The sequence below is a fragment of the Streptomyces sp. L2 genome (assembly GCF_004124325.1).
Classification (GTDB): domain Bacteria; phylum Actinomycetota; class Actinomycetes; order Streptomycetales; family Streptomycetaceae; genus Streptomyces.
Genome location: NZ_QBDT01000001.1, coordinates 1,080,352 through 1,101,291, shown reverse-complemented (window position 1 = coordinate 1,101,291; position 20,940 = coordinate 1,080,352). Strand labels below are relative to the sequence as shown.

The window sequence follows — 20,940 nt, the reverse complement described above, 5'->3', positions numbered from 1 at the left end:
GATATGAACCGAGCTCTCATGACCGCGTTGGCGACAGCGGCGCTGGTCGCGTCCGGGGGCGGCACCACCGCCTCCGCCACCTCTTCCGACGCCCCGCCGCGCACCACGCACGGTCCCTGCCAGTACACCCGGACCCCGGACGAGCCCGCGGCGCGCCCCGTCCCCCTGCCGCCGGACCCGCGGCACACGCCCGCACACGGCACGGTCGGCGTGGCCGTCCCGACCAGCCAGGGCCCGCTCCCGCTGCGTCTGGACCGCGCGGAGGCGCCGTGCACGGTCCAGAGCTTCCTGCACCTGGCACGGCACCGGTTCTACGACCGTACGGTGTGCCACCGGCTGACGTCGTACCCGACGCTGAAGGTCCTGCAGTGCGGCGACCCGACCGGCACCGGCGAGGGCGGCCCCGGATACAAGTACAAGGACGAACTGCCGGTGGACCTGCCGCCGGCACCCAACGACCCGACCGGCGTCCGCCGCCTCTACGGCCGCGGCCTGCTGGCGATGGCCAACGCCGGTCCGGACACGAACGGTTCGCAGTTCTTCGTCGTCTACGGCGACTCCTCGCTCCGCCCGGACTACACGGTCTTCGGCACCGTCGGCGCCGCCGGCCTGAAGACCCTCGACAAGATCGCCGCCGGCGGCGTCGAACCGACCACCGACGACCCGGCGCCCGTCGACGGCACACCCGCCCTGCGGACCGAACTGCTCAAGGTCCGCCAGTCCCACCACAGGCACTGACGACCCACGGCGCGGCCGGGCAGGGGGGACTCCCTACCCGGCCGCGCGGCCGCGACGCCCTCCACCGGGCCGAACAGCGCTACTTCGTCGTGCCGTTCGCGGGACCTCGCCGGCCTGCTGGCCCAGGTGTAGAAGCGGAACCGCTTCTGGAGGCGCTCGGTGACGGCCGGCGGCAGGACGGCGAAGATCTGGTTGGCCTGCACCGGGCGGCGGATCTCCAGGCCCGGCAGTTCGCGTACCGCCTCGTACAGCCGCTGGGTCGTCGCGTTGGAGCGGGCCGCCGAGCGGAGCCAGAGGTCGCCGCCGAGCAGCGCCTCGAACCGCACCGACAGGAAACGCATCTTGGAGCCCAGCTGCATGCTCGTCTTGCGCAGGTGGGCCATGCAGCGCACCGCGTCCTCGTTGAGCACGATCACCGCCTGGCCGAAGAGCAGCCCGTTCTTGGTGCCGCCGAGGGAGAGGACGTCCACGCCGGCGGCGGTGGTCATCTCCCGCAGGGGCACGCCGAGGGCGGCGGCGTTGGCGAGCCGGGCGCCGTGCCGAGTTCGGTGGACTGGGCGATCGAGACGACCCTGGGCCGGGCCCGCTGCTCGTCGTCGAAACCCCATGCCTGACGGTCGGTCAGTTCGGCGGTGAGCTTGCCGTCCCATGCCGGCACCGTGAGGAGCTTGATCCCGGCGACCTTCTCGGGCGCCCCGCCCTCGTCGACGTGGGCCGACTCGGCGCGGACCACGGTGCGCGATCGCCTGTGGACATGCCGGCCGTGGGACTGTCGGCGGCCGTACCTGACGGAGTCACCTTCTCGCCGACTCCGAACGGGGGGCCGTGCCTGTCAGTCAGGTCACACGTGTGAGCCGGTGGCCTCATACACAGCGTGCGGGGCGGCACCTTCGGGTGGATTCGCGTCATGACCGCTTCACCAGGTGGCGCTGAGCTGGGCCGGCCCGCGTGTGAGCGCGTTGAGGGGCCAGGGTGTTGTGCTCCCCGGGCCGTGGGTGACGGGTTCGGTGAGGGTGAGGTCGGGGCAGGCCCGGGTGAGGGCGGCCAAGGCGTGGCGGGTCAGGCGCAGGGCGTAGCGGGCGCCGGGGCAGTAGTGGATGCCGGCGCCGAAGACGGGGGTGGGGGCTGTGGGTGGGGCGTCCTGGCAGGCGGAGCCGAGGAGCAGCATGAGTTTGGCGTGGGCGGGGACGGGGGTGTCGGCGAGGTGGAGTGGGCGGGTGGTGGCCCGTAGCCAGCCGATGAGGGGAGTGGCGTGGCGCAGGGTGTCGGCGATGGCCCGGTCGATGAGCTCGGTGCGGTGGAGTGCGCGGAGGCCGGATGGTTGAGGGCGCTCGGGGTGCTCACGCGGGCCGAGGTGGCGGTGGAGGGTGTTGGTGATGAGTTTGGGCATCACCTCGGCGGTGGTGATGAGCATCTCCATCAGAACGGAGGCTGCTTCGTCGGGAGTCAAGGCGGCCCCGTTCGTGGGCCGGTGGGCGAGCAGGGTGGGCAGGAGGCTGCCGGGGGCGAGGCGGGGCGTGTCGTGCACGAGGGTCTGGCAGAAGGCCCACAGATCGGAGAAGGCATGGGCGGCTTCCGCCTGCCGGGCGGGGGTGAGTCGGTCGGCGACGAGCACGGTCATCGCCGCGGCTTGGGCCGCGATGGCGGGGTGGTGTGTATCCGGTACGCCGGTGAGGTGGCCGAGGGTGGCCAGGCACAGGGGCCGGGCGTAGTCGGCGACGAGGTCCCCACCGCGGGAGGGGCGTCCGGCCAGGGCGGTGGCGTGGGCCGTCGCCCTGGCCTGCAGGAGGCTGTCGACGCCGTTCACGCGCCGTCCGGTGGTGGGGAAGGCGGCGTTGACGGTCTGGCGCAGGCGGGTGTGTTCGGGCGGGTCGAGCGAACTGGCGGCCGGGGCCATGGCCGTGGCCGCCAGGACGGCCTGTGCCTGCGGAGCCAGCGGGCACAGGGGTTCGAAGGTCCGCTGGTTGGTGAAGTCTCTCGGGGTGTCGCGGAAGGCCCGGACGACGTCCTGGTGGCGCGAGACGACCCACACGTCGAGCAGGGGGTCGTGGAAGACGGGATGACACGCGCGCAGATGCGCGTACAAGGGGGTGGGGTCGCCCGCACCGTGGTGCAGGATGCCGCCCCGGTTCGCGGCGGGGCAGCCGGGCGTCCCGGCGGCGCAGACCTCACCGGCCTGTCCGATGCGGTCGTCCATGGCGGAGCCGCGGGCCGGCTCGCCGGCCGAGAGATCGAGCGGTGTCGTGGCCATCGGGGCGGTTTCCTCCATGCGGGCCGTGGGGGCGGGTACGTGGCGGCCGGGCAGGGCTGGCCTCCGTGCGGGCCGTGGGGGCGGGTACGTGGCGGCCGGGCCGGGCAGGGCTGGCCTCCGTGCGGGCCGTGGGGGCGGGTACGTGGCGGTCGGCCGGCCGGGCGGGGCTGCTGCGGGCCGCGCGGCCGGACAGGGCCGCTGCGGGCCGGCCGACCGGGCAGGGCTACGGGGCTACGGGGCACGGGGCGTTCCCCGCCCGGGGCCGGTGCCTGGGAACGGTCAGAGTGCGGGCCGGGGCCGGGCCACGAGGAGCACGCCGTCATCGTTGAACCGGTCGGTCCCCGTGGCGAAGTGCTCGCGCATGAGAGGCAGCAGGGCCTCGCGCAGGCGTGCCGGGGCGGGGTCGCCGGTGCTCCAGAATTCGGCCAGGGCCTGCGCGGCCGCCTCGGCCTTGGCCTCCGGTCCGTTCTCGGGGAAGACGACGTCGACCGGTGCGCGGGTGAAGGAGATGTCGGTGAACCCGCCCGCGGCGAGTTCCCGGGCGGCGAGGGTGAGCAGGTAGCCCTGGTGGTCGCGGCCTTGGCCCGTCAGAGGCGCGCAGGTGCGGTTCCACAGGTCGATGAGCTCGTTGTCCGGGGCGCCCTGCACCAGGACGATCCGGGCTTCGGGATGCGCGGTGTCCACGACGCGGACCATTTCCCGCACCGCTCGGCGTGGGGCGTCGGTGTAGTGCAGCACCCAGGTGGCCACCGCCGCGTCCACCGCGTTGTCGGGGACGGGCAGGTCCTCGGCGCGCCCGGGCACGACGGTGACGCCGTCGCGGGTGAGAGGCCGCATGCTCCGCTCGCGGTCCAGGTGCGGTTCGACGGTCGTGCACGCGCCCAGCCGCGCGGTGATCTCCTTGACGACCGCGCCGGTGCCGCCGCCGATGTCGAGCACTCTCGTGTTGCCCGCCAGCGCGTCGGCGACGACGGAGATGTCGTGGCGTTCGAAGCGGGCCTCCATACCCAGCCAGCCGTCCTGGCCCAGCGCGTGCGGTCCCCGGTAGGAGGTGGGCAGCGGATAGGGACCGGCCAGGGCGTGCGACGGGACGTCGGGGCCGCCGGGTTTGACGGCGTGGACGAAGAGGTGCTCTTCCTCGCCCGCGGCGGCGAAGTCGGGCCGGAAGACGCTGGTCCGGGCGTGCGCGATGTGCAGGCCGGCCTCGCGCACCAGGTCCAGGAACGCCGGGGCGGGGAAGCTGGAGGCCCGGCACACCTGGCCCATCCAGGTCAGTTCGAAGTCCTCGGCGTCCGCGGGGATCGTCGCCAGGGCCAGCAGCCCGCCGGGCTTGAGCCAGGTGCCGACCCGGCGCACGGTGGCGGCGATGTCGGCCCGGGACATCTGCAGCAGCGGGAAGTACGCGGTCACCGCGTCCCAGCCGTCCGGCTCGTCCGGCAGCTCACGGAGGTCGACCTGCTCGAAGCGTGCGGCCGGGACCCGGCTACGGGCAAGGTCCACCATGGTGGCCGACACATCGCAGCCGAGCACCTCGTGCCCGGCCTCGGCCAGCCGTTGCGCGGTCGGGCGCCCCGTTCCGCTGCCGAGGTCCAGCACTTTCGCCCGCTCCGGCAAGCGGGAGATCAACCAGTCCAGTGAGGCGAGGAGTTCGGGGATCCGCCCGTGCGTCTCCTCATAAGTGCCGCCCAGCACGTCGAACGTAGAAGCCGCGGCGCCGCCGGCCCCCGCGGGTCCTGCAACCATCGTCACGTAGTTCTCCCATCAGACACCGGCGGTGCCGCCGGGTGCGGCGACATCGCACGGAACTGCACATCGTGAATATCCGGACAGCCCGGCCCGGCCGGAGCTCGCCGCTGCGAGCACGCGGGGGCGGCTGTGTGCTGTCAGGCGTTCAGGCGGTAGAGGTGGAAGTCCATGTTGGCGCCGTACGGCAGTTGCGGCGGCGGCGTGAGGGTCGCCAGATGCTCGGCACCGGCGAAGGAACGCGCCAGGGAGTCATGGGCGATCTGGTCGTTGGTCTTGATCGCGACATGACAGGAGAGTCCGTCGCGGGAGCGCCGGATGTCCTGGAGGATCTCCGGTACGGGCGGTGACGTACGGGTCAGGTCCAGACCGGACGCGGTGAAGGCCGGGCCCCAGGGCGGCTCGACGACGTAGGTGTCGTGCGTGGACGCGGCCGGCAGCTTCCCCAACAGGTCGCGGTAGTCGACCGGGTGGAGGGTCATGGCGGAGCCGATGCGCTCCAGGTTGTTGCGGGTCGTGGCGTAGACGGCCGGATCCAGTTCCGTCGCCTGCACGGGCAGGGCCAGGCGCCGGCCCAGGTGGTAGCCGAAATTGCCGGAGCCGCAGAACAGGTCCACGATCAACGGCGCGTCCGCGTCAGGGCCTTCGAGCGCGGTGGCGGCCAGCTGGTCGGCCAGAGCGTCGGCGACGGGAGCGACGTAGGCGTCGACCGAGCATTCGATGGTCGTACGGCCCAGCAGGGTGATGCCCTTGGCGGCCATGTCGGGGGCCGCGATCCCGTAGAGGGACAGGCCGTCGGGCTCGCCGTAGATGAGGCGGCCGGCCTCGCACAGCTGGTCACCGGTGAGGACGGTGGTGCGCAACGGGCCGAGCAGTCGGTCACGGAAGGCGAAGTAGGCCGCCGGATCCGGGGCGTGAGAGGGCACGGGAATCGGTCCTCCGAAAGGGAGAGCGGGGGGTGATTGAGTGTGCACACAGCGTAAGCGGGCAAACGGGCGCCACCGGCATGTTCGAATGTGTCCCATCCCTGTGCACCCCGTGTAATCGCCCACCATGGCAGGGCACTTGACCGCTACGACTGATGACGATCTTCACTCGGATGGCCCGACGATGTTCGATGCCGAGCATCCGGGACGCCTGCGTCACAACGCCAAACGCGCGCACCCGGGCGCACCGACGTCGGACAGGTTGCCCGCACCCCGCGCTACAGGGGCGTCGGTGAGACGTGAGAGGGTCTGGGGCGTGAGTGAGACACCCCCGAACACCCTGCGATACCGCTTCGACGGGCCAGAAGACGCTCCGGTCCTCATCCTCGGCCCCTCACTCGGGACGACGTGGCACAGGTTGTAGGAACCGTCCAGGGGCATCCACGCCAGTCCAGCGCGGGCATAAAATAGCAGGTCAGGGCCTTCAGGACCGGGGGGGCACTCAGTTGGTGATGGCTTCGTGATAGGCGGGTGAGACGGCGAGGCCCCGCTGGCCTCCGCTGACACCACGATGCGGTCGGTGCCTCATGCGGTCCGCGTACTGTCACGCTTCCAGGGTGCGCCTACTTTGCGGTTGCACTCGCCGGGAGGCACGGTTCTGGACTGCAGTGGGCGCGTCACCAGGCGAAACTGAACGCCAGCCCTTCCCCGCCCCGCTCTCTCAGGCAGATGCCGAAAGCGCGCGAAGTCAGTGGCTCCGCGGGTGGGCGCGGCAGATCGGTTGAGGTGCGGCCGCCGTCCGGTGGAGGGCGGCAGCCGGGCGCGGGCGGTGGCCGGGGATGCGCTCGCAGCGGTGAACGACTCAGACACATCCCGTGGCACCCGCGCGGGACGGTGACTGGCTTGTCCTGCTCGCCGTCGAGCGGCCGTGCATGGTGCCGCTGGTACCGAACCGATGCCCACCACTATCACCGATTCTTAGCCGGGGCGCGGCGGAGAGGGTGGCTTGCTCCACCGGCGGCGTCATCGTTCCGAAGACCGGCGGCTCGACGAACACCCCAAGCACCGGCGCGGTCCGGCCAAAACCCCGTTTCGGTCAGACGCCCAGGGCTTCGCACTGGGAGGCATCAGCCCACGCTCGCGGGCGGGCGAGCATCCAGCCCCGGTCGGCGTACAGACGTCGGAGTTTGCGGCGGGGCGTCCACGGCTCAATGGGACGTGTCCAGCAGCGGCATGAGCTCGGTGAGGTTGTGGCGGTTCCGGCCTGTGACTGTTACGGCGAGCCGGATGCAGGGGCGGTGACGATCAGCTCCTGCGCCGCGAGAGGTCCCCGCTCGAACGCTTGTCGCCGCCAGCCGGTCAGGCCGTCTGGCTCAGCGGGGATCTGTCCGGCCAGGGGTGTGATTGCGCCCAGCGCAGCGCCCTACCACCGCTCGGCCCGCCACGCCTCAATGTGTTGTCCCACTCTTTGTCGACGGCCGTAACCCAAGATCGGCGCGGCGAGTTGTCCGGGGCGTGACCCAGGCGAATGATCACGCTCACTCGATGTCCGATGCTTCCGCAGCACACGCCGTGCCCCCGACCAGTCCTGCCCCGCTCGGGCACACCGAGGCCCGTGACGGCGACGTCGCGGTGGTGGGTGTGGGAATCCGGCTGCCCGGAGCAATCCGATCGCTGGAGGGGTTGTGGGCGGCGCTGGCCGAGAGACGGGATCTGATCGGCGAGGTGCCAGGCGACCGGTTCGACGTGACGCGCTTCGTGTCGGCCGACGGACGTCCTCGTCCCGGCCGCATGTACACGTCTGCGGGCGGCTTCCTGGACGACGTGGCCACATTCGACGCGGAGTTCTTCGGTATCTCGCCGAAGGAGGCATCCGTGATGGACCCGCAGCACCGGCTGCTTCTGGAGTGCGCCGTCGAGGCGTTCGGCGATGCGGGTATCGACCCGTCGGCGCTGGCCGGCAGTGACACGGCGGTGATCATCGGGGTGTCCTCGCACGGGTACGGCGATCTGCAGCAGCGGCGGCCACGCACCACTAACGCCTATTCCATGAGCGGTATGGCGTCCTGCAACACCGCGAACCGGGTGTCGTACTTCTTCGACCTTCATGGTGCTTCATTCGCGGTCGACACGGCATGCTCGTCGACGCTGACCGCCGTGCACCAGGCATGCCAGGAGGTACGTTCCGGGCGCAGCGCGCTCGCGCTCACTGGCGGTGTCAACGTGCTGCTCAACCCCTGGGAGAGCGTGGGATTCGCTCAGGCATCGATGCTCTCGCCCACCGGGCGGTGCCACGTGTTCTCCGAGCACGCGGACGGTTTTGTGCGGTCTGAGGGTGCCGGTGTGCTCGTACTCAAGCCGTTGGCGGCTGCGTTGGCGGACGGTGACCGGATCCATGGGGTGATCCGCGGCAGCGGCGTCAATGCGGACGGCCGTACGGTGGGGCTGGCCCTACCGAGCGCGCGCAGCCAGGCCGCACTGCTGGAGAGGGTGTACGCCGAGGCGGGCATCAGTGCGGCCGAGGTCGCATATGTCGAGGCGCACGGCACCGGTACCCAGGCCGGTGATCCGGTGGAGTGCACGGCGCTGGGTGAGGTGCTCGGGCGACGCCGCACGGCGGGGGCGCCGCTGCCGATCGGATCCGTGAAGTCGAACCTGGGGCACCTTGAAGCGGCGGCCGGAGTCCCCGGCCTGCTCAAGGCGCTGCTGGTGCTGAGGGAGCGGCGGATTCCCGCGACGCTGCACACGGCTCCCCTGAGTTCACGGATCGACTTTGCGGGGCTCGGTCTGGATCCGGTGGCTGAACCTCGTGACCTGCCAGGGCAGCACTTCGTGGTCGGGGTGAACTCTTTCGGGTTCGGCGGGGCCAACGCCCACGTGGTGCTCACCTCCGCCCCGGAGACACGCGACCGGTCCGGCTCGGACAGCGCTGGCGGCCTTCCGCGCGGCCGGTCGCATTCCGGCCGCCGAGGCCCGCTCCCGCTGGTGGTGTCGGCCCGTACACCCCAGGCGCTGGAGGCCGCCGCCGTTCATTGGGCCGAGCACCTGGAGGGGCTGGTCACGGAGGCTTTCTACGACACGGCCTACACGTCGTGCCGACGTCAGGCCCGGTACGAGCATCGCGTCGCGCTGCTGGGCGACGATCCGTCGGCGGCGGCTCGGTCGTTGCGGCGGGTGGCACGAGGTGAGCCCGCGCCGGGCGCAGCTCGTGGGGTTGGTGTGGAGGGCGGCCGTACCGGATTCGTCTTCAGTGGTAACGGCTCCCAGTGGGCCGGCATGGGAGCAGAACTCCTCGATGCCGACGCCTCCTTCACAGCTGAGGTGGAGGCGATCGATGAGGCGTTGCGACCCCTGCTCGGCTGGTCGGTCAAGGAGGAGATGACCACACCGCGGGGGGAAGAGGTGTGGCAGCGGACCGAGATCGCCCAGCCGATGTTGTTCGCCCTGCAGGCCGGGCTGGTCGCGGCGCTCACGGCACGCGGGTTCGCCCCTAGCGCGGTGTGCGGGCACAGCGTGGGCGAGGTCGCAGCCGCCTACTGCGCGGGAGCCCTGGACCGTGCGGCCGCCTGCCGGGTGATCGCCGCACGCAGCCGGGCCCAGGGCGCGACCGCCGGATGCGGGAGGATGGCCGCCGTCGGGCTCAGCTCCTCGGACGCCGAGAAGCTGATCTTCGAGATCGGCCAGGCGAAGCGATTGGTCGTCGCCGGGATCAACAGCGTCCGTGACGTGACCGTCGCCGGGGACGCCGATGCGCTCGCGAAACTCGGCGAAGAACTCGGCGAGCGCAATGTGTTCTTCCGCGATCTCGGGCTGGACTACGCCTTCCACAGCCCGGCCATGGACGAGCTGCGCGGGCCCCTCGCGGCCACGCTGTCCGGGCTGCCGACGCGGCCCGCCCGCATCCCCCTGGTCTCCGCGGTCACCGGGCGGCTCAACGGTGACGCGGCGCTGGACGCCGAGTACTGGTGGCGCAACGTCCGTGAACCGGTGCGGTTCGCGGAAGCGGTGGACGTCCTCGTCAACGAGACCGGCTGCGATGTCCTGGTGGAGATCGGCCCACACCCGGTGCTCGGCGCGTATCTGCGGCGTGCCACGACGGATGCCGGACGACCCGTCGCCGTCATCGGCACGCTCACGCGCACCGCCTCCGGCCCCGGCGCGCTCGATGCCGCCGTCGCGCAGCTGCTGGCGTACGGAGCCGAGACCGACTGGAGCGTCCCCTTCCCGAAACCGGGACGGGTGGTCGACCTGCCCGCCTACCCATGGCAGCGCGAACGCCACTGGAACGGCGCTCCCGGATGGTGGCTGGAGACCCCGGCCGAGGACGAAGGCGAGCCGACAAGGCCGCCCCACGCGCTGCTCGGCGCACGTCTGCCCGGCGCGCGGCCCGCCTGGCAGCAGGAGCTCTCCTCCGGCGCGCGGGGCTGGCTGTCCGACCACCTGGTCGGCGAGACGGTCGTGGTACCGGCGGCCGGCTACGTGGACATGGCCCTGGCGCTCGGCCAAGCCGTACACGACGCACCCGTCGAGGCGCACGACATCTCGATCAGCCGTGCGCTGAGCCTGCCGGGCGACGACGAGGACCGAACCGTGTCCGTCCACACCGCACTGGAGCGAGACGGCGCCTTCACCGTCTCCAGTCGCGACGGCCGTGGGGGCACGTGGATCGAGCACGCCCGCGGCAGAGTGCGTGAGCTGCTGCGCGCGTGCCCGCCCGGCGCCGACCTGCAGGCGCTGCGCGCCCGTCTGCCCCGCGAGATGAGCGCGGCCGACCACTATGCGCTCTGTGCCCGCGCCGGACTGCCCTACGGTCCCGCGTTCCGTACCCTGACCGGCCTGCGCACCGACGCCGGCGACGGCCGTGAGGTGCTCGCCTCCTACGCCGCCACCGTCGACCTCGCCGACGCTCCCCTCGCGCACCCGACTCTTCTCGACGGCGCGCTCCAGGCGGGCCTGCCGCTGCTCGCCGCGGTCACCGACCAGCCGGGTGATCTTGAGGGCACACCGGCCGCCTACCTGCCCGTCGGCATCGACACCGTGCGTTCCTGGCAGCCGCTTCCCCGAACCGGTCTGATCCATGTGCGCCTGCGTGCCCGCACCGCACGCGAGGCCGCCTGGGACATGACCGTCATGGCCGATGACGGGACCGTGGCCCTGGAAGCGCTCGGGTGCCGACTGCGCCGCTTCGACGCGGCACGCGCCCGCGCGCCCCAGCAGCTCTCAGAGGTCCTGCGCGCCGCCCCCCTGCCCACGCCCGCCGCCGCCTCGCCCTGGCCCTCGCCCGCAGTCACTCTCGCTGCCTGCGCAGCGGAACTGTCGCAGGCCGTCCAAAGGTGGCGGGCACACCCGTACGACAGCGCTCGCGCCCGGGGCCTGCACCTGAACGCACACCTGACGGCAGCAGCCGTAGCCGAACTCCTGCCAGAGGCGAATGAGTTCACCCTGGACGACCTGCTTGCGGCCGGTGTGCGGCCCCGGCACCGCAAGCTGCTGACCGCCCTGTTCGAGAACGCCGTGGATCAGGGCGTCTTCACTGCCCACGAGGACGGCCGGTGGCGCCTGGCCGAGGAACCTCAGCCGCACCGGCTCTTCAGAGATGTCCTCCTGGCCTTCCCGGGCGAGGCCACCGCCGCGCAGACCTATGGCGTCTGCGGGCTGCATATGGCGGACGTGCTGCGCGGGCGGACCGATCCTCTCGCGCTGCTGTTCGCCGAACCGGACTCCCTCGCCGCGCGCTTCTACGACAGCACGCCCGTGATGCACCACCAGTACCGCACCGCCCGTCTCCTGCTCCAGGCAGCTGTCGCCGCCTGGCCCGAGCGTCGGCCACTACGCGTGTTGGAGGTCGGCGCCGGAACCGGCGGACTGACAGCGGCGCTCCTGCCGCATCTGCCACCAGAGCGCACCCACTACACCTACACCGATGTGTCCTCGGCCTTCTTCCCTGCGGCCAAGGAGCGTTTCACCGACCATGACTTCGTCCACTACCGCTGTCTCGACCTCGACGCCGACCCGGCCGCCCAAGGCTTCACCCCCGCGTCGTACGACCTCGTCATCGCCGCCAACGTGCTGCACGCCACGCGGGATCTGCGACGCACCCTGCGCCGGATCGGCGACCTGCTGGCCGACGGCGGACAGCTGCTTGCCTTGGAGAGCCACGACCCGGCCGCGCTCACACCGGTGTTCGGCCTGCTGGACTCCTTCTGGAGCGCCGAGGACACCGCCCTGCGTCCGAACGGACCGCTGCTGGCACGCGAGCAATGGCCCGGACTGCTGGAAGAGTGCGGATTCGCGGGCACGGTGCAACCCGGCGATGCCACACAGCCCGCATATGACCACCACTCCGTCATCCTCACCGCCAGGGCCACTCGCCCCTCGCCGACGACCGCAGTGCCTGATCCGCGTTTCGCACACCCTCCCGTGGTGGCCGATCTGACCGGTGGGCCGCTCACGCTGGCGGCTGCCACGGCCCTGGGTGTCGATGCACAGCCCGCCAGTGAGACCGCGCAGCGATGGTCGGAACTCCTCGCGGAGACCGACGACGTGATCCTGCTGGCCGAGCAGAGCGGAGTCGGCGCGGCTTCCGCCACCGAGACTGCCGTTCGCCACCTGGCCGTGCTGCGAGCCCTGGCCACAGCCACCCGGCGACTGCCGGAGGACCGCGCGATCACCGTGTGGCTCGTGGTGTGCGGAGCCCAGGACATCCCGCCGTCCGCCGCCGTGGCCGCGTGGGGAGCGGCCCGCAGTCTGGCAAACGAGCAGCCACGGCTGACCGTCCGGCGCATCGCTCTGGCCGCCGGAGCCGAGGACAGGCTCACCGAGGAGCTGACGGCCCGTCCGGCCGACGACGAGGTGCTGTTGACCCACCAGGGCCGGTTCGTGACGCGGCTTCGCCCCCACGCCTCGCACCCGGTGCCCGATCCGGCGACAGGGATCTCAGGAGCTGGCGCCTCATACACCCTGACCCTGGACGATCCTGGTCTGCGCTACCGGCTCGGCTGGCGTCCGGCCCAGATGCCCCGGCCGGCACAGGGTGAGATCGTGGTCGAGGTCGCGGCCGCCGCTCTCAACTACCGCGACATCATGACCGCGACCAGCCTTGTGCCACCGCCCGTGGCCCCGCGCGGACTCGATGCGGAACCGATCGGTCTGGAATGCGCGGGCACGGTCGTCGCCGTCGGTGCCGGCGTCGAACACATCAGCGTCGGTGCCAGGGTCGCCTGCCTGGCCATCGGCTGCTACGGCTCACACGCCCGGACCCGCGCAGACCGGGCGATCCCGCTCCCGGACGGCATGGACTTCACCGAAGCCGCCACGATCCCGACCGTCTTCCTGACCGTCCAGCACGCCCTGGGCCACCTGGCCCGCCTGCAACCCGGCGAAACAGTGCTTGTGCACGGCGCGGCCGGCGGCGTGGGCCTCGCCGCCCTGCAGTACGCCCAGCACATCGGCGCCCAGGTCATCGCCACCGCCGGCAGCCCCGCCAAGCGCGACTTGCTGCGGCTCCTCGGCATTGAGCACGTCCTCGACTCGCGCACCCTGCGCTTCGCCGACGAGGTCGACACGATCACCCGGGGCCGGGGCGTGGATGTCGTCCTCAACTCCCTGGCCGGCGAGGCGATGGCGCGCAGCGTACGCGTCCTGGCACCTCACGGCCGGTTCGTGGAGCTCGGCAAGCGCGACTTCCTCGCCGACAACTCTCTCGCCCTGGCACCCTTCCGCGACAACCTCTCCTTCTACGGGGTGGACGTTGCCGCCCTGCTCACCGACACTTCCCCGCTGGCCGACGCTCATCTTGCGTCGATCACTCGGGCCGTCCACTCGGGCGCCTACCGTCCGTTGCCCCATCGCATCTACCCGGCCGCCCGGATCCGCGAGGCGTTCGTCGCCATGCAGCACTCGCGGCACATCGGGAAGATCGTCGTCCACTTCGACGCCGACGAATCCGTGCCCGTCCGCCCCGCCGCAGTTCCCCTCGTCCTGGATCCCGACGCCAGCTACCTGATCACCGGGGGGCTGGGCGGCTTCGGCGCCGCCACCGCCCGCCACCTGGCCGCCCGAGGGGCCCGTCATCTGACCTTGATCGGCCGTCGTGGCGCGCACACACCCGGCGCTGCCGAACTGACCTCCGACCTCGCCGCGCTCGGCGTGCGAGTCAGTGCGTATGGCGCCGACGCGGCCGACCCGGACGCTGTGCGCCGCATCATCCACGACCTCGACGCCGAAGGGCGGCGCCTGGCTGGAGTCGTCCACGCCGCGATGGTGCTCGACGACGCCCCGCTCCAAGAACTGGACGACGACCGGGTACGCGCCGTTCTGGCTCCCAAGATGACGGCCGGGCACGTGCTGGACGAACTGACTCGTGACCGCTCGCTCGACTTCTTCGTCGTCTACAGCTCGGCCGCCGCCGTGGTCGGCAATCTCGCGCAGTCGTCGTACGCAGCCGCCAACCTCGCCCTCGAAGCCCTCGTACGCGACCGACGCCGGGCCGGACTGCCCGCCCTCGCCGTGCAGTGGGGCGTGATCGCCGACAACGGCTACGTGCATCGCACCGAACGCAACGGCGAGATGACGGCACTGGGCATCGAAGGACTCGCCACCGCCGACGCACTCGCCGTCTTCGAGCAGCTCCTCACAGACCCCGATGCCACCACGGTCACCGTGGGGCATCTCAACTGGGGAAAGCTGCAGCGCTTCCTGCACATCCTCACCGCACCACGTACGGCCGAACTGCTGCCCCCGGCCGAGCACACCGACGGAGCGGAGCGCCTGCGCCACGTGCTGGAGCAGGCCACGCCCGACGACGCGGCCGTACTCGTCCAGGACGTCCTGGCCGATCTCCTCGCCCACGTCCTGCAGACCACGCCCGACCGCGTCGACCGGACCCGCCGCCTGGACCAGCTGGGCGTGGACTCCCTACTGGCAGCCGAACTCGCCACCCTGCTGCAGCAACGGCTCGGCTGCGAACTACCCACCATGGAACTCGCCGGACTGCCGAACCTCGCCGCGCTCGCCCAGCGCGTACTCGGCCTCCTCGACGCCACCCGCTGAACACGCCGATGAGGACCGCCCCCATGCCCACACTTGTCCGCCTCGCCCACCGCCCACGGGCAGCCGTACGGTTGTACTGCCTGCCGCCCGGCGGTTCGGGCCCGGATTTCTACCAGCCCTGGGCCGACCTGCTGCCGGCCACCGTCGAGCCGTACTCCTTCGCGCTGCCCGGCCGAGGCAACCGCCGCGACGAGCCGTCACCGACCGACCCGAGTGCACTCACCGCCGCACTCGCCACCCTCACCGACGATGCCACCGACTCACGGCCCTTCGCCCTGTTCGGGCACAGCTTCGGCGCCCTGCTCGCCCACGAGACCGCACGACGCCTGCGCCGCACTGCTCGACGCGAGCCCGCGCTGGTCGCTCTGTCCTCCCTTCCCGCACCCCACCATCGAGATCTCGAACGGCTCCTGGCCACTTTGGTGACGTCGGGTCTCGACAGGTTCACCGACTTGGTGGGGCCGCTCCCCACCGAACTCCTCGAAGATCCGATGACCGTGACCCGCCTGTGCACGCCCCATCTCGCCGACCTGGTCCTCGCACTGCACCACCGCCACCACGACGAACCGCCCCTGCAGGCATGCCTGGCCCTGTATGGAGGTGAGGCGGACCCCTTGGTTCCGCCCGGTAGCCTGGAGGGCTGGAACGACCTGTTCACCACCCCCACGACGCCCCACCTCTTCGCCGGGCGCCACACCTACCCGCTGCACCAGGCCCCCGCCCTGGTGCAGCAGCTCGCCAAGGACCTGCAGAGGGCCATCCGGTGATCCGTGACCACGAGCGCTGGACGGCCGCTGCCGTCGTCTGCCTCGGCGTGTTCCTGCTCGGCATGGACCTGACCGTCCTCAACGTCGCTGTACCCGACCTGGACCGCGACCTGAAACCCTCCATGGCCCAAGTCCAGTGGATCGTCGACGCCTACGCCCTGGTCCTCGGCGGCATCGTCCTGACCGCCGGAGCCCTCACCGACCGCATCGGCCGACGCCGAGCCTTCGCGATCGGCATGACGATCTGCGGAACCACCTCCGCACTCGGAGCCCTCACCGAGGAACCGGACTGGATCATCGCCGCGCGCTGCGGCATGGGCGCCGGGGCAGCCCTGCTCATGCCCGCCACCCTGTCGATCATCACCAACCTCTTCACCACCCCCGCTCCACGCCGCCGGGCGATCGCCCTTTGGGCCGCCTCCCTCGGCGTGGGCGGCATGACAGGGCCCGTCCTCGGCGGCGCTCTCGTCGAGGGCTTCTCCTGGCGCGCCGGATTCTGGGTGAACGTCCCGATCGTGGCCGTGGCCCTGCTCCTCACCCCGCTCGTCGTACCGAAGAGCGGACCCCGTGCCGGAGGCCGCAGCGAGGAGCGGGTCGACCTCCTGGGCGCGATGATGTCGGCGTGCGGATTGCTCACGCTGGTCTGGGCGGTGATCGAAAGCCCCTCAAGGGGATGGACGAGCACACCGGTGCTGACCGGGTTTGCCCTGGCCGCCGCTCTGCTGTCCGGGTTCGTCGCGCACCAGAAGCGCCGCGACGACCACGCGATGCTGCCGCTGCCCCTGCTGCGGCTGCGCGGCGTGGTGCGCGGCGCCACCTCTCTTACGCTGCTGTCCTTCGCGATGTACGGAGCACTCTTCGTCATCACCCTCTACCTCCAAGGAGTCCTCGGCTATACCCCCTGGCAGGCCGGCGTACGTACTCTGCCCTTGGCCGCAGCCCTCGCCGCGGGCTCGCTCGCAGCACCAAGACTGCTGGCCCGGCACGGCGAACGAACGCCGATCGCGGCCGGACTCCTCCTCGTCACCGCCGCGTTTGCCGTCCTGACCCAAACCCGGGCCGACTCCGGCTACGGACATCTGCTCGTCTTCGAAGTCATCGCTGGGCTGGGCGCCGGCCTGGTTGCGGCCGCCGGTACGGAGACCGTCATGGGCGCGGTCCCGCCCTCCCACGCCGGACTGGGATCGGCGGTCAACGACGCCACCCGCCAGGTCGGAGCCTCCCTCGGCGTCGCCGTCCAGGGATCCATCCTCAGCACCGTCATCACCGACCGCTTGGGCCCCATGGCCTCGTCGGCCACCCCGACCGCCGTACTGCCCCCCTTACCCGGCGCACGGCAGGCGTTCGTCGACGGCCTCACAGCGAGCGCCCTGACCGCAGGGATCGTCAGCCTGGCAGCCACCCTCGCGGTCATTCCATGGCGCAGCACGATTCCGGACGCCGCGACGTCCCATGAGGGACTTTGAGCCGACTCAGGTTCAAGGACGGATGGACACGCACCGGACTCTCCCGTGGCCGCTGTGCCCTCCCTGGTGGAGGCAGGGCAGTGATCGGCACCGAGGTGTTCTCGGCCACAGCGTCCGGGATACCGAGAATGGCGGGAGTCGGCCATCGGGCTGGGCGCGATTCGGCGGGCCGGAGTGGAGGGGGCAGGCTCCTTCGGGGCGGCCCTGCCCCCATAGCCTGCTGGCCCAGGGCGTGGAAGTGTTCGACGTGAACCGGCCCGACCGCCGCCGACGCGGCAAGTCGGAACCGCCCGATGCCTAGAACGCGGCCCGGGAGGCCGAGTCAAGCGATGGACCGGTGCGGAGTGCGCGGTTGTACAAACTCGCCTAGGGTTCGGCAGTCAAAGGCCCGGACCCAGGCGATCAACCGGCTCAAGGCCGTTCTCGTCAGTGCCCGAGCCTGCAGGAAGAACTGGCCAGGCTGAATACGGCGAACTCTTCCGTACCTCCGCAGGCTCTCCGACGACGGCAAGAACGGCGGAGGCGGTGAACGAGCGGTGCTGCAGACCACCCGCATCACCCTGTGCCTGCTGGCCCAACGAATCAGGCAACGCCTGGGCAGTGAGGCGTCCTTTGCCGCGCTGTGCGGGGGTGGTCCCTGCCGACCAGGTTGTGCGCCAGTTCGGACGAAGCCATCCGGCAGTGATCGGGACATGCCGTTGTGCCGGGTCCAATGGGACGGTTGCGCGATGCCGTCCCGGAGGGGGGTCTGATTCATGAGATCTATGACCGAAGTGTCCAGTCACGGACGTGTCGACCGTCGTTGCGGGATGGTGCCTGCTGGTACCGAGCCACAGGGCGTGTCCCTATAGGGGCCTTGCCGACTTCCAGGCGCCATCACGGTTCAGACCGCCCGAGCGGGCCGGTGCCATCCACCAAGCATGTCACCACGCAGGAGGCGAACCATCATGACGAGCCGACAGCGCAGCACCTCCTCGAGCACAGATCCTCCCGTTCGGCGCGAGGTCGTCCTGGGCGTGGACACGCACCGCGAGGTGCATGTCGCCGCCGTGATCTCCCCGCTCGGGAAGATCCTGGGCACCGAGTCTTTCCCGGCGACGGCGGCTGGCTACCGGCAGATGCTTGTATGGGCCCCTAAGCGGGGGACGGTGAGCCGGGCCGGAGTGGAGAGCACCGGCACCTTCGGCGCGGGCCTGTCCCGCTACCTGCTGGCCCAGCAGATCCAGGTGTATGAGGTGAATCAGCCCGACCGCTGGGCCCGTCGGCTGCTGGGGAAGTCGGACCCGATCGACGCACAGGCCGCCGCGCGAGCCGTGCTCAGTGGCCGAGCTCGGGCCCGGGCCAAGTCCGGCGACGGCCCTGTGCACAGCGCCCGGATCTACAAGCTGACCAAGGACTCCGCGGTCAAGGCCCGGACCCAGGCGATCAACCAGCTCAAGGCCGTCCTGGTCATCGCCGACCCCGCCCTACGGGAGCAGCTGTCCGGCCTGGGCAACGCCGAGCTGTTCCGCACCTGCGCGCGCCTCGCCCCGTACGACGGTGGGGGAGACGAGGACGCGGTGATCCAGGCCACCCACCTGACGTTGCGCATGCTCGCCGAGCGCATCGAGCAGCTCACCGCTCAGATCGACGAGCTGAACCAGCGCCTGACCCGGCTCGTCGAACGCCACGCCCCGCAGCTGAAGAGTCCAGGGCGGGCTACGCCAACATCGCCGAGATCCACAACCAGGCCCTGATGATGCTGGCGCACGAGATCTTCGACCCCGAGACCAACCGGCGCTCCCTTGTCGACCACGCGTTCATCGTGTCCGGAGGGGAGATCACCAAGGCTGCCCGTAACTGGCTGGGCAACGCGTTGGACGCGGCGAAGCGAAGCCAAATCATGTTCATGGATCGCGACGACATCTTGAATCAATTCGTGGTGACCAACCTGCCGCTTCCCGGAGGTGTGCTGCCGGGTGCGATGTCATCCGGGAGCACCGCGGAGGCGCCCTTCTGATGCTCGGTCGGGGTCTGCGGCCTCAGGCGGACCTGTGGGTGTGGCCGGCATGCGGCCGTCAGCGAAGCTGTCAGGGGGCCTGGAGGCGACCCCGGTGACGGAATCGGGGCGGGTCTGCAGCACGAACCAGCCGCTCTTTCCCCGGCTGCGGCGGCGGACGTCCCACGCGCCGGCGAGCGCGTCCAAGGGGTCTCCCTCGGTCGGACTCGGCGGGTCCCCGACAGCGGTGTCCGGCGTCAGGCGTAGGAGCCGAAGGACTCGCCGGCGCTGCGCAGCTGGGTGTCGAGCACCGCCGTCTCCAGCGCGGGACTTCGCCATGTGTGGCCGGTGAAGGGCGACCAGTTCGATTGTCCTCGTAGGCTCCGGCGACGTAGTTGCCAGCGTGGGCGAGTGCTCGCATGATCTCGGCGGAGATGGGTCAGCTATCCGGTTCTGTTCCTCAGCTGTCGGTCGGCGTACAGAAGGCGACGGTCTGGAGCCGGGCCGGCACCGTGCCGCCCTCGTCGGACGCGTGCTACCGGTAGTCAGCAGTGGCATCCAGTACCGGTGCCAACCCAGGGCCGGGGAGGTTCCCGTGTGCCCTGCGCGCCGTCGTCGCATATTCGCCGGGCTAGGTGATGCGGTGATGCGATGGGGCGCATATAGGGGCAAGGGAGCGCGTGCACATGGCTGGTGCATGTGCAGCGCGCTGGACTGTGCGCTGTGTGCCCCCAGCGCTTCTTTTGAAGATGCGCCCCGTCGTTTGGTGCTTCGCGCTGCCTGGGCAGGTTTGGGCGGAGGCCGCTGACGTCGCTGGTCGGCTGGCAGGCAGGGAGGAGCTGAGGGTCATGGTCTCGCCGGGTTTATCGACCGTGCCGGCTGTGGTGACGGTGGCTGGGTTGGTGGCTGCGGACGGGGTGCGTGCCGCGGTGGACGCCCTCTTGGACGATTTCCTGAAGCGCAAGGTGACAACTGCCGTCGCGAAGGGCCTCCCGGAGGAAGTGCCATGTGTGCTGAAGGACTTCCTCCGGGATGGTGGAAAACGGATTCGGCCCGCGTTGTGCGTGCTGGGCTGGCAGGCCGGGGGCGGCGGCGCGCTGAAGGGCGCGGTCGTGCAGGTGGCGGCCAGCTTGGAGATGTTCCACGCCTTCGCCTTGATCCACGACGACCTGATGGACCACTCCGACATCCGCCGCGGCAAACCATCCGTGCACCGCCGACTGGCAGCCCGCCACCACGAAGCCGGCCGCACCCGCGAGGAGGCGGACATGCTCGGCGCTGCAGGCGCTCTTCTCGTGGGGGACGTTGCCCTGGCCTGGGCCGGTGAGCTCCTCCACTCCGCGGGCCTGCCCGCCCGTCGACTTGTCGCGGCGTTGGCGCGGACCGACAGGATGCGTACGGAGGTGATGTACGGGCAGTACATGGACCTCCTGGCAACGGGCCGTCCGAACCCGTGCACGACCAAATCGCTGAAGATCGCCCGCTACAAGACCGCCGGCTACACCATTGAGCACCCGATGCTGCTCGGAGCCGAACTCGCCGGCGCCGACCAAAGTCTCGTCGGTGCCCTGACGGCCTATGGCCGTGCGGCGGGGGAAGCGTTCCAGCTCCGCGACGACCTGCTGGGCGTCTTCGGCCGGCCCGACGTCACGGGGAAGCCCAACCTGGACGATTTGCGCGAGGGGAAGCAGACCTTGCTTCTGAGCCTGGCCTACCGCATGGCCGACCCCGCCCAGCTGCGCGTGCTGCGCCGCTATGCGGGCGACCCGTTGCTGGACGAGCACGGAGCAGCACGTCTGCGCGAAGTACTGCGCAGCTCCGGCGCCCAGACAGCGGTCGAGCAGCAGGTGGAAACCCGGTCGCGGCAGGCCGTGGAGGCCCTGCAGCGGGTGTCCTTGCCCTTGCACGTGGCCGAGCAGCTGAGGAACTTCGCCCAAGCCCTGTCCCACCGGCCCGCCTGATCCGGACCACGAACACGTCGCGCGGCGGCACATGCCTGAGACCGGGCACGACGGCTTGC

Annotated in this window: 10 protein-coding genes and 1 pseudogene; 7 read left to right on the top strand and 4 right to left on the bottom strand. The window is 71.0% G+C overall.

Going from position 1 to position 20,940, the window contains the following annotated elements; translation table 11 throughout:
- The first annotated feature begins 3 nt into the window (after window positions 1–3).
- Window positions 4–738, top strand: coding sequence for a peptidylprolyl isomerase (locus DBP14_RS04745; RefSeq protein WP_129305789.1), 735 nt, complete (start codon window positions 4–6; stop codon window positions 736–738).
- Between the two features lie 122 nt (window positions 739–860).
- Here the strand turns inward: DBP14_RS04745 and DBP14_RS04740 are convergent.
- The 4 genes and pseudogenes from DBP14_RS04740 to DBP14_RS04725 form a co-directional block, all read right to left on the bottom strand.
- A pseudogene (locus DBP14_RS04740) lies at window positions 861–1,471 on the bottom strand (beta-eliminating lyase-related protein); the annotation flags it as partial.
- A gap of 183 nt (window positions 1,472–1,654) precedes the next feature.
- Window positions 1,655–2,989 (bottom strand): cytochrome P450, encoded by a 1,335-nt coding sequence (locus tag DBP14_RS04735; RefSeq protein ID WP_129305788.1) that lies wholly within the window; start codon window positions 2,987–2,989, stop codon window positions 1,655–1,657.
- 279 nt (window positions 2,990–3,268) lie between these two features.
- Entirely contained in the window at window positions 3,269–4,732 is a 1,464-nt protein-coding gene (locus DBP14_RS37405) for a methyltransferase domain-containing protein (protein WP_129311675.1), read from the bottom strand.
- A 140-nt stretch (window positions 4,733–4,872) separates the two neighbouring features.
- On the bottom strand, window positions 4,873–5,658 hold the full coding sequence (locus tag DBP14_RS04725) for a hypothetical protein (protein WP_129305787.1): 786 nt from the start codon (window positions 5,656–5,658) through the stop codon (window positions 4,873–4,875).
- 1,545 nt (window positions 5,659–7,203) lie between these two features.
- Here DBP14_RS04725 and DBP14_RS04720 point away from each other — a divergent pair.
- From DBP14_RS04720 to DBP14_RS04690, 6 genes are all read left to right on the top strand, one after another.
- Window positions 7,204–14,709, top strand: coding sequence for a type I polyketide synthase (locus DBP14_RS04720; RefSeq protein ID WP_129305786.1), 7,506 nt, complete (start codon window positions 7,204–7,206; stop codon window positions 14,707–14,709).
- A gap of 23 nt (window positions 14,710–14,732) precedes the next feature.
- The gene (locus tag DBP14_RS04715; protein WP_164992250.1) at window positions 14,733–15,476 is read left to right on the top strand and encodes an alpha/beta fold hydrolase; all 744 of its coding nucleotides are present in this window, start codon (window positions 14,733–14,735) and stop codon (window positions 15,474–15,476) included.
- Window positions 15,473–16,942: an MFS transporter gene (locus DBP14_RS04710; protein ID WP_241740801.1), complete on the top strand. Its 1,470-nt coding sequence runs from the start codon at window positions 15,473–15,475 to the stop codon at window positions 16,940–16,942. The genes DBP14_RS04715 and DBP14_RS04710 overlap by 4 nt, the downstream gene beginning before the upstream one ends.
- A 947-nt stretch (window positions 16,943–17,889) precedes the next feature.
- Window positions 17,890–18,678 (top strand): transposase, encoded by a 789-nt coding sequence (locus DBP14_RS04705; RefSeq protein ID WP_241740800.1) that lies wholly within the window; start codon window positions 17,890–17,892, stop codon window positions 18,676–18,678.
- Window positions 18,678–18,941 carry a hypothetical protein gene (locus tag DBP14_RS04700; protein ID WP_241740799.1) on the top strand — a complete coding sequence of 88 codons (264 nt, stop codon included), beginning with the start codon at window positions 18,678–18,680 and terminating at the stop codon, window positions 18,939–18,941. The genes DBP14_RS04705 and DBP14_RS04700 overlap by 1 nt, the downstream gene beginning before the upstream one ends.
- Window positions 18,942–19,768: 827 nt before the next feature.
- Entirely contained in the window at window positions 19,769–20,881 is a 1,113-nt protein-coding gene (locus DBP14_RS04690) for a polyprenyl synthetase family protein (RefSeq protein ID WP_129305784.1), read from the top strand.
- Window positions 20,882–20,940 lie beyond the last annotated feature (59 nt).

Bases quoted from the DNA above. Each gene is read 5' to 3' on its own strand.
- DBP14_RS37405 (WP_129311675.1), bottom strand. From the start codon at position 4,732: ATGGTTGCAGGACCCGCGGGGGCCGGCGGCGCCGCGGCTTCTACGTTC.
- DBP14_RS04720 (WP_129305786.1), top strand. From the start codon at position 7,204: ATGTCCGATGCTTCCGCAGCACACGCCGTGCCCCCGACCAGTCCTGCC.
- DBP14_RS04715 (WP_164992250.1), top strand. From the start codon at position 14,733: ATGCCCACACTTGTCCGCCTCGCCCACCGCCCACGGGCAGCCGTACGG.
- DBP14_RS04690 (WP_129305784.1), top strand. From the start codon at position 19,769: ATGGTCTCGCCGGGTTTATCGACCGTGCCGGCTGTGGTGACGGTGGCT.
- DBP14_RS04745 (WP_129305789.1), top strand. From the start codon at position 4: ATGAACCGAGCTCTCATGACCGCGTTGGCGACAGCGGCGCTGGTCGCG.
- DBP14_RS04700 (WP_241740799.1), top strand. From the start codon at position 18,678: ATGATGCTGGCGCACGAGATCTTCGACCCCGAGACCAACCGGCGCTCC.
- DBP14_RS04705 (WP_241740800.1), top strand. From the start codon at position 17,890: ATGACGAGCCGACAGCGCAGCACCTCCTCGAGCACAGATCCTCCCGTT.
- DBP14_RS04735 (WP_129305788.1), bottom strand. From the start codon at position 2,989: ATGGCCACGACACCGCTCGATCTCTCGGCCGGCGAGCCGGCCCGCGGC.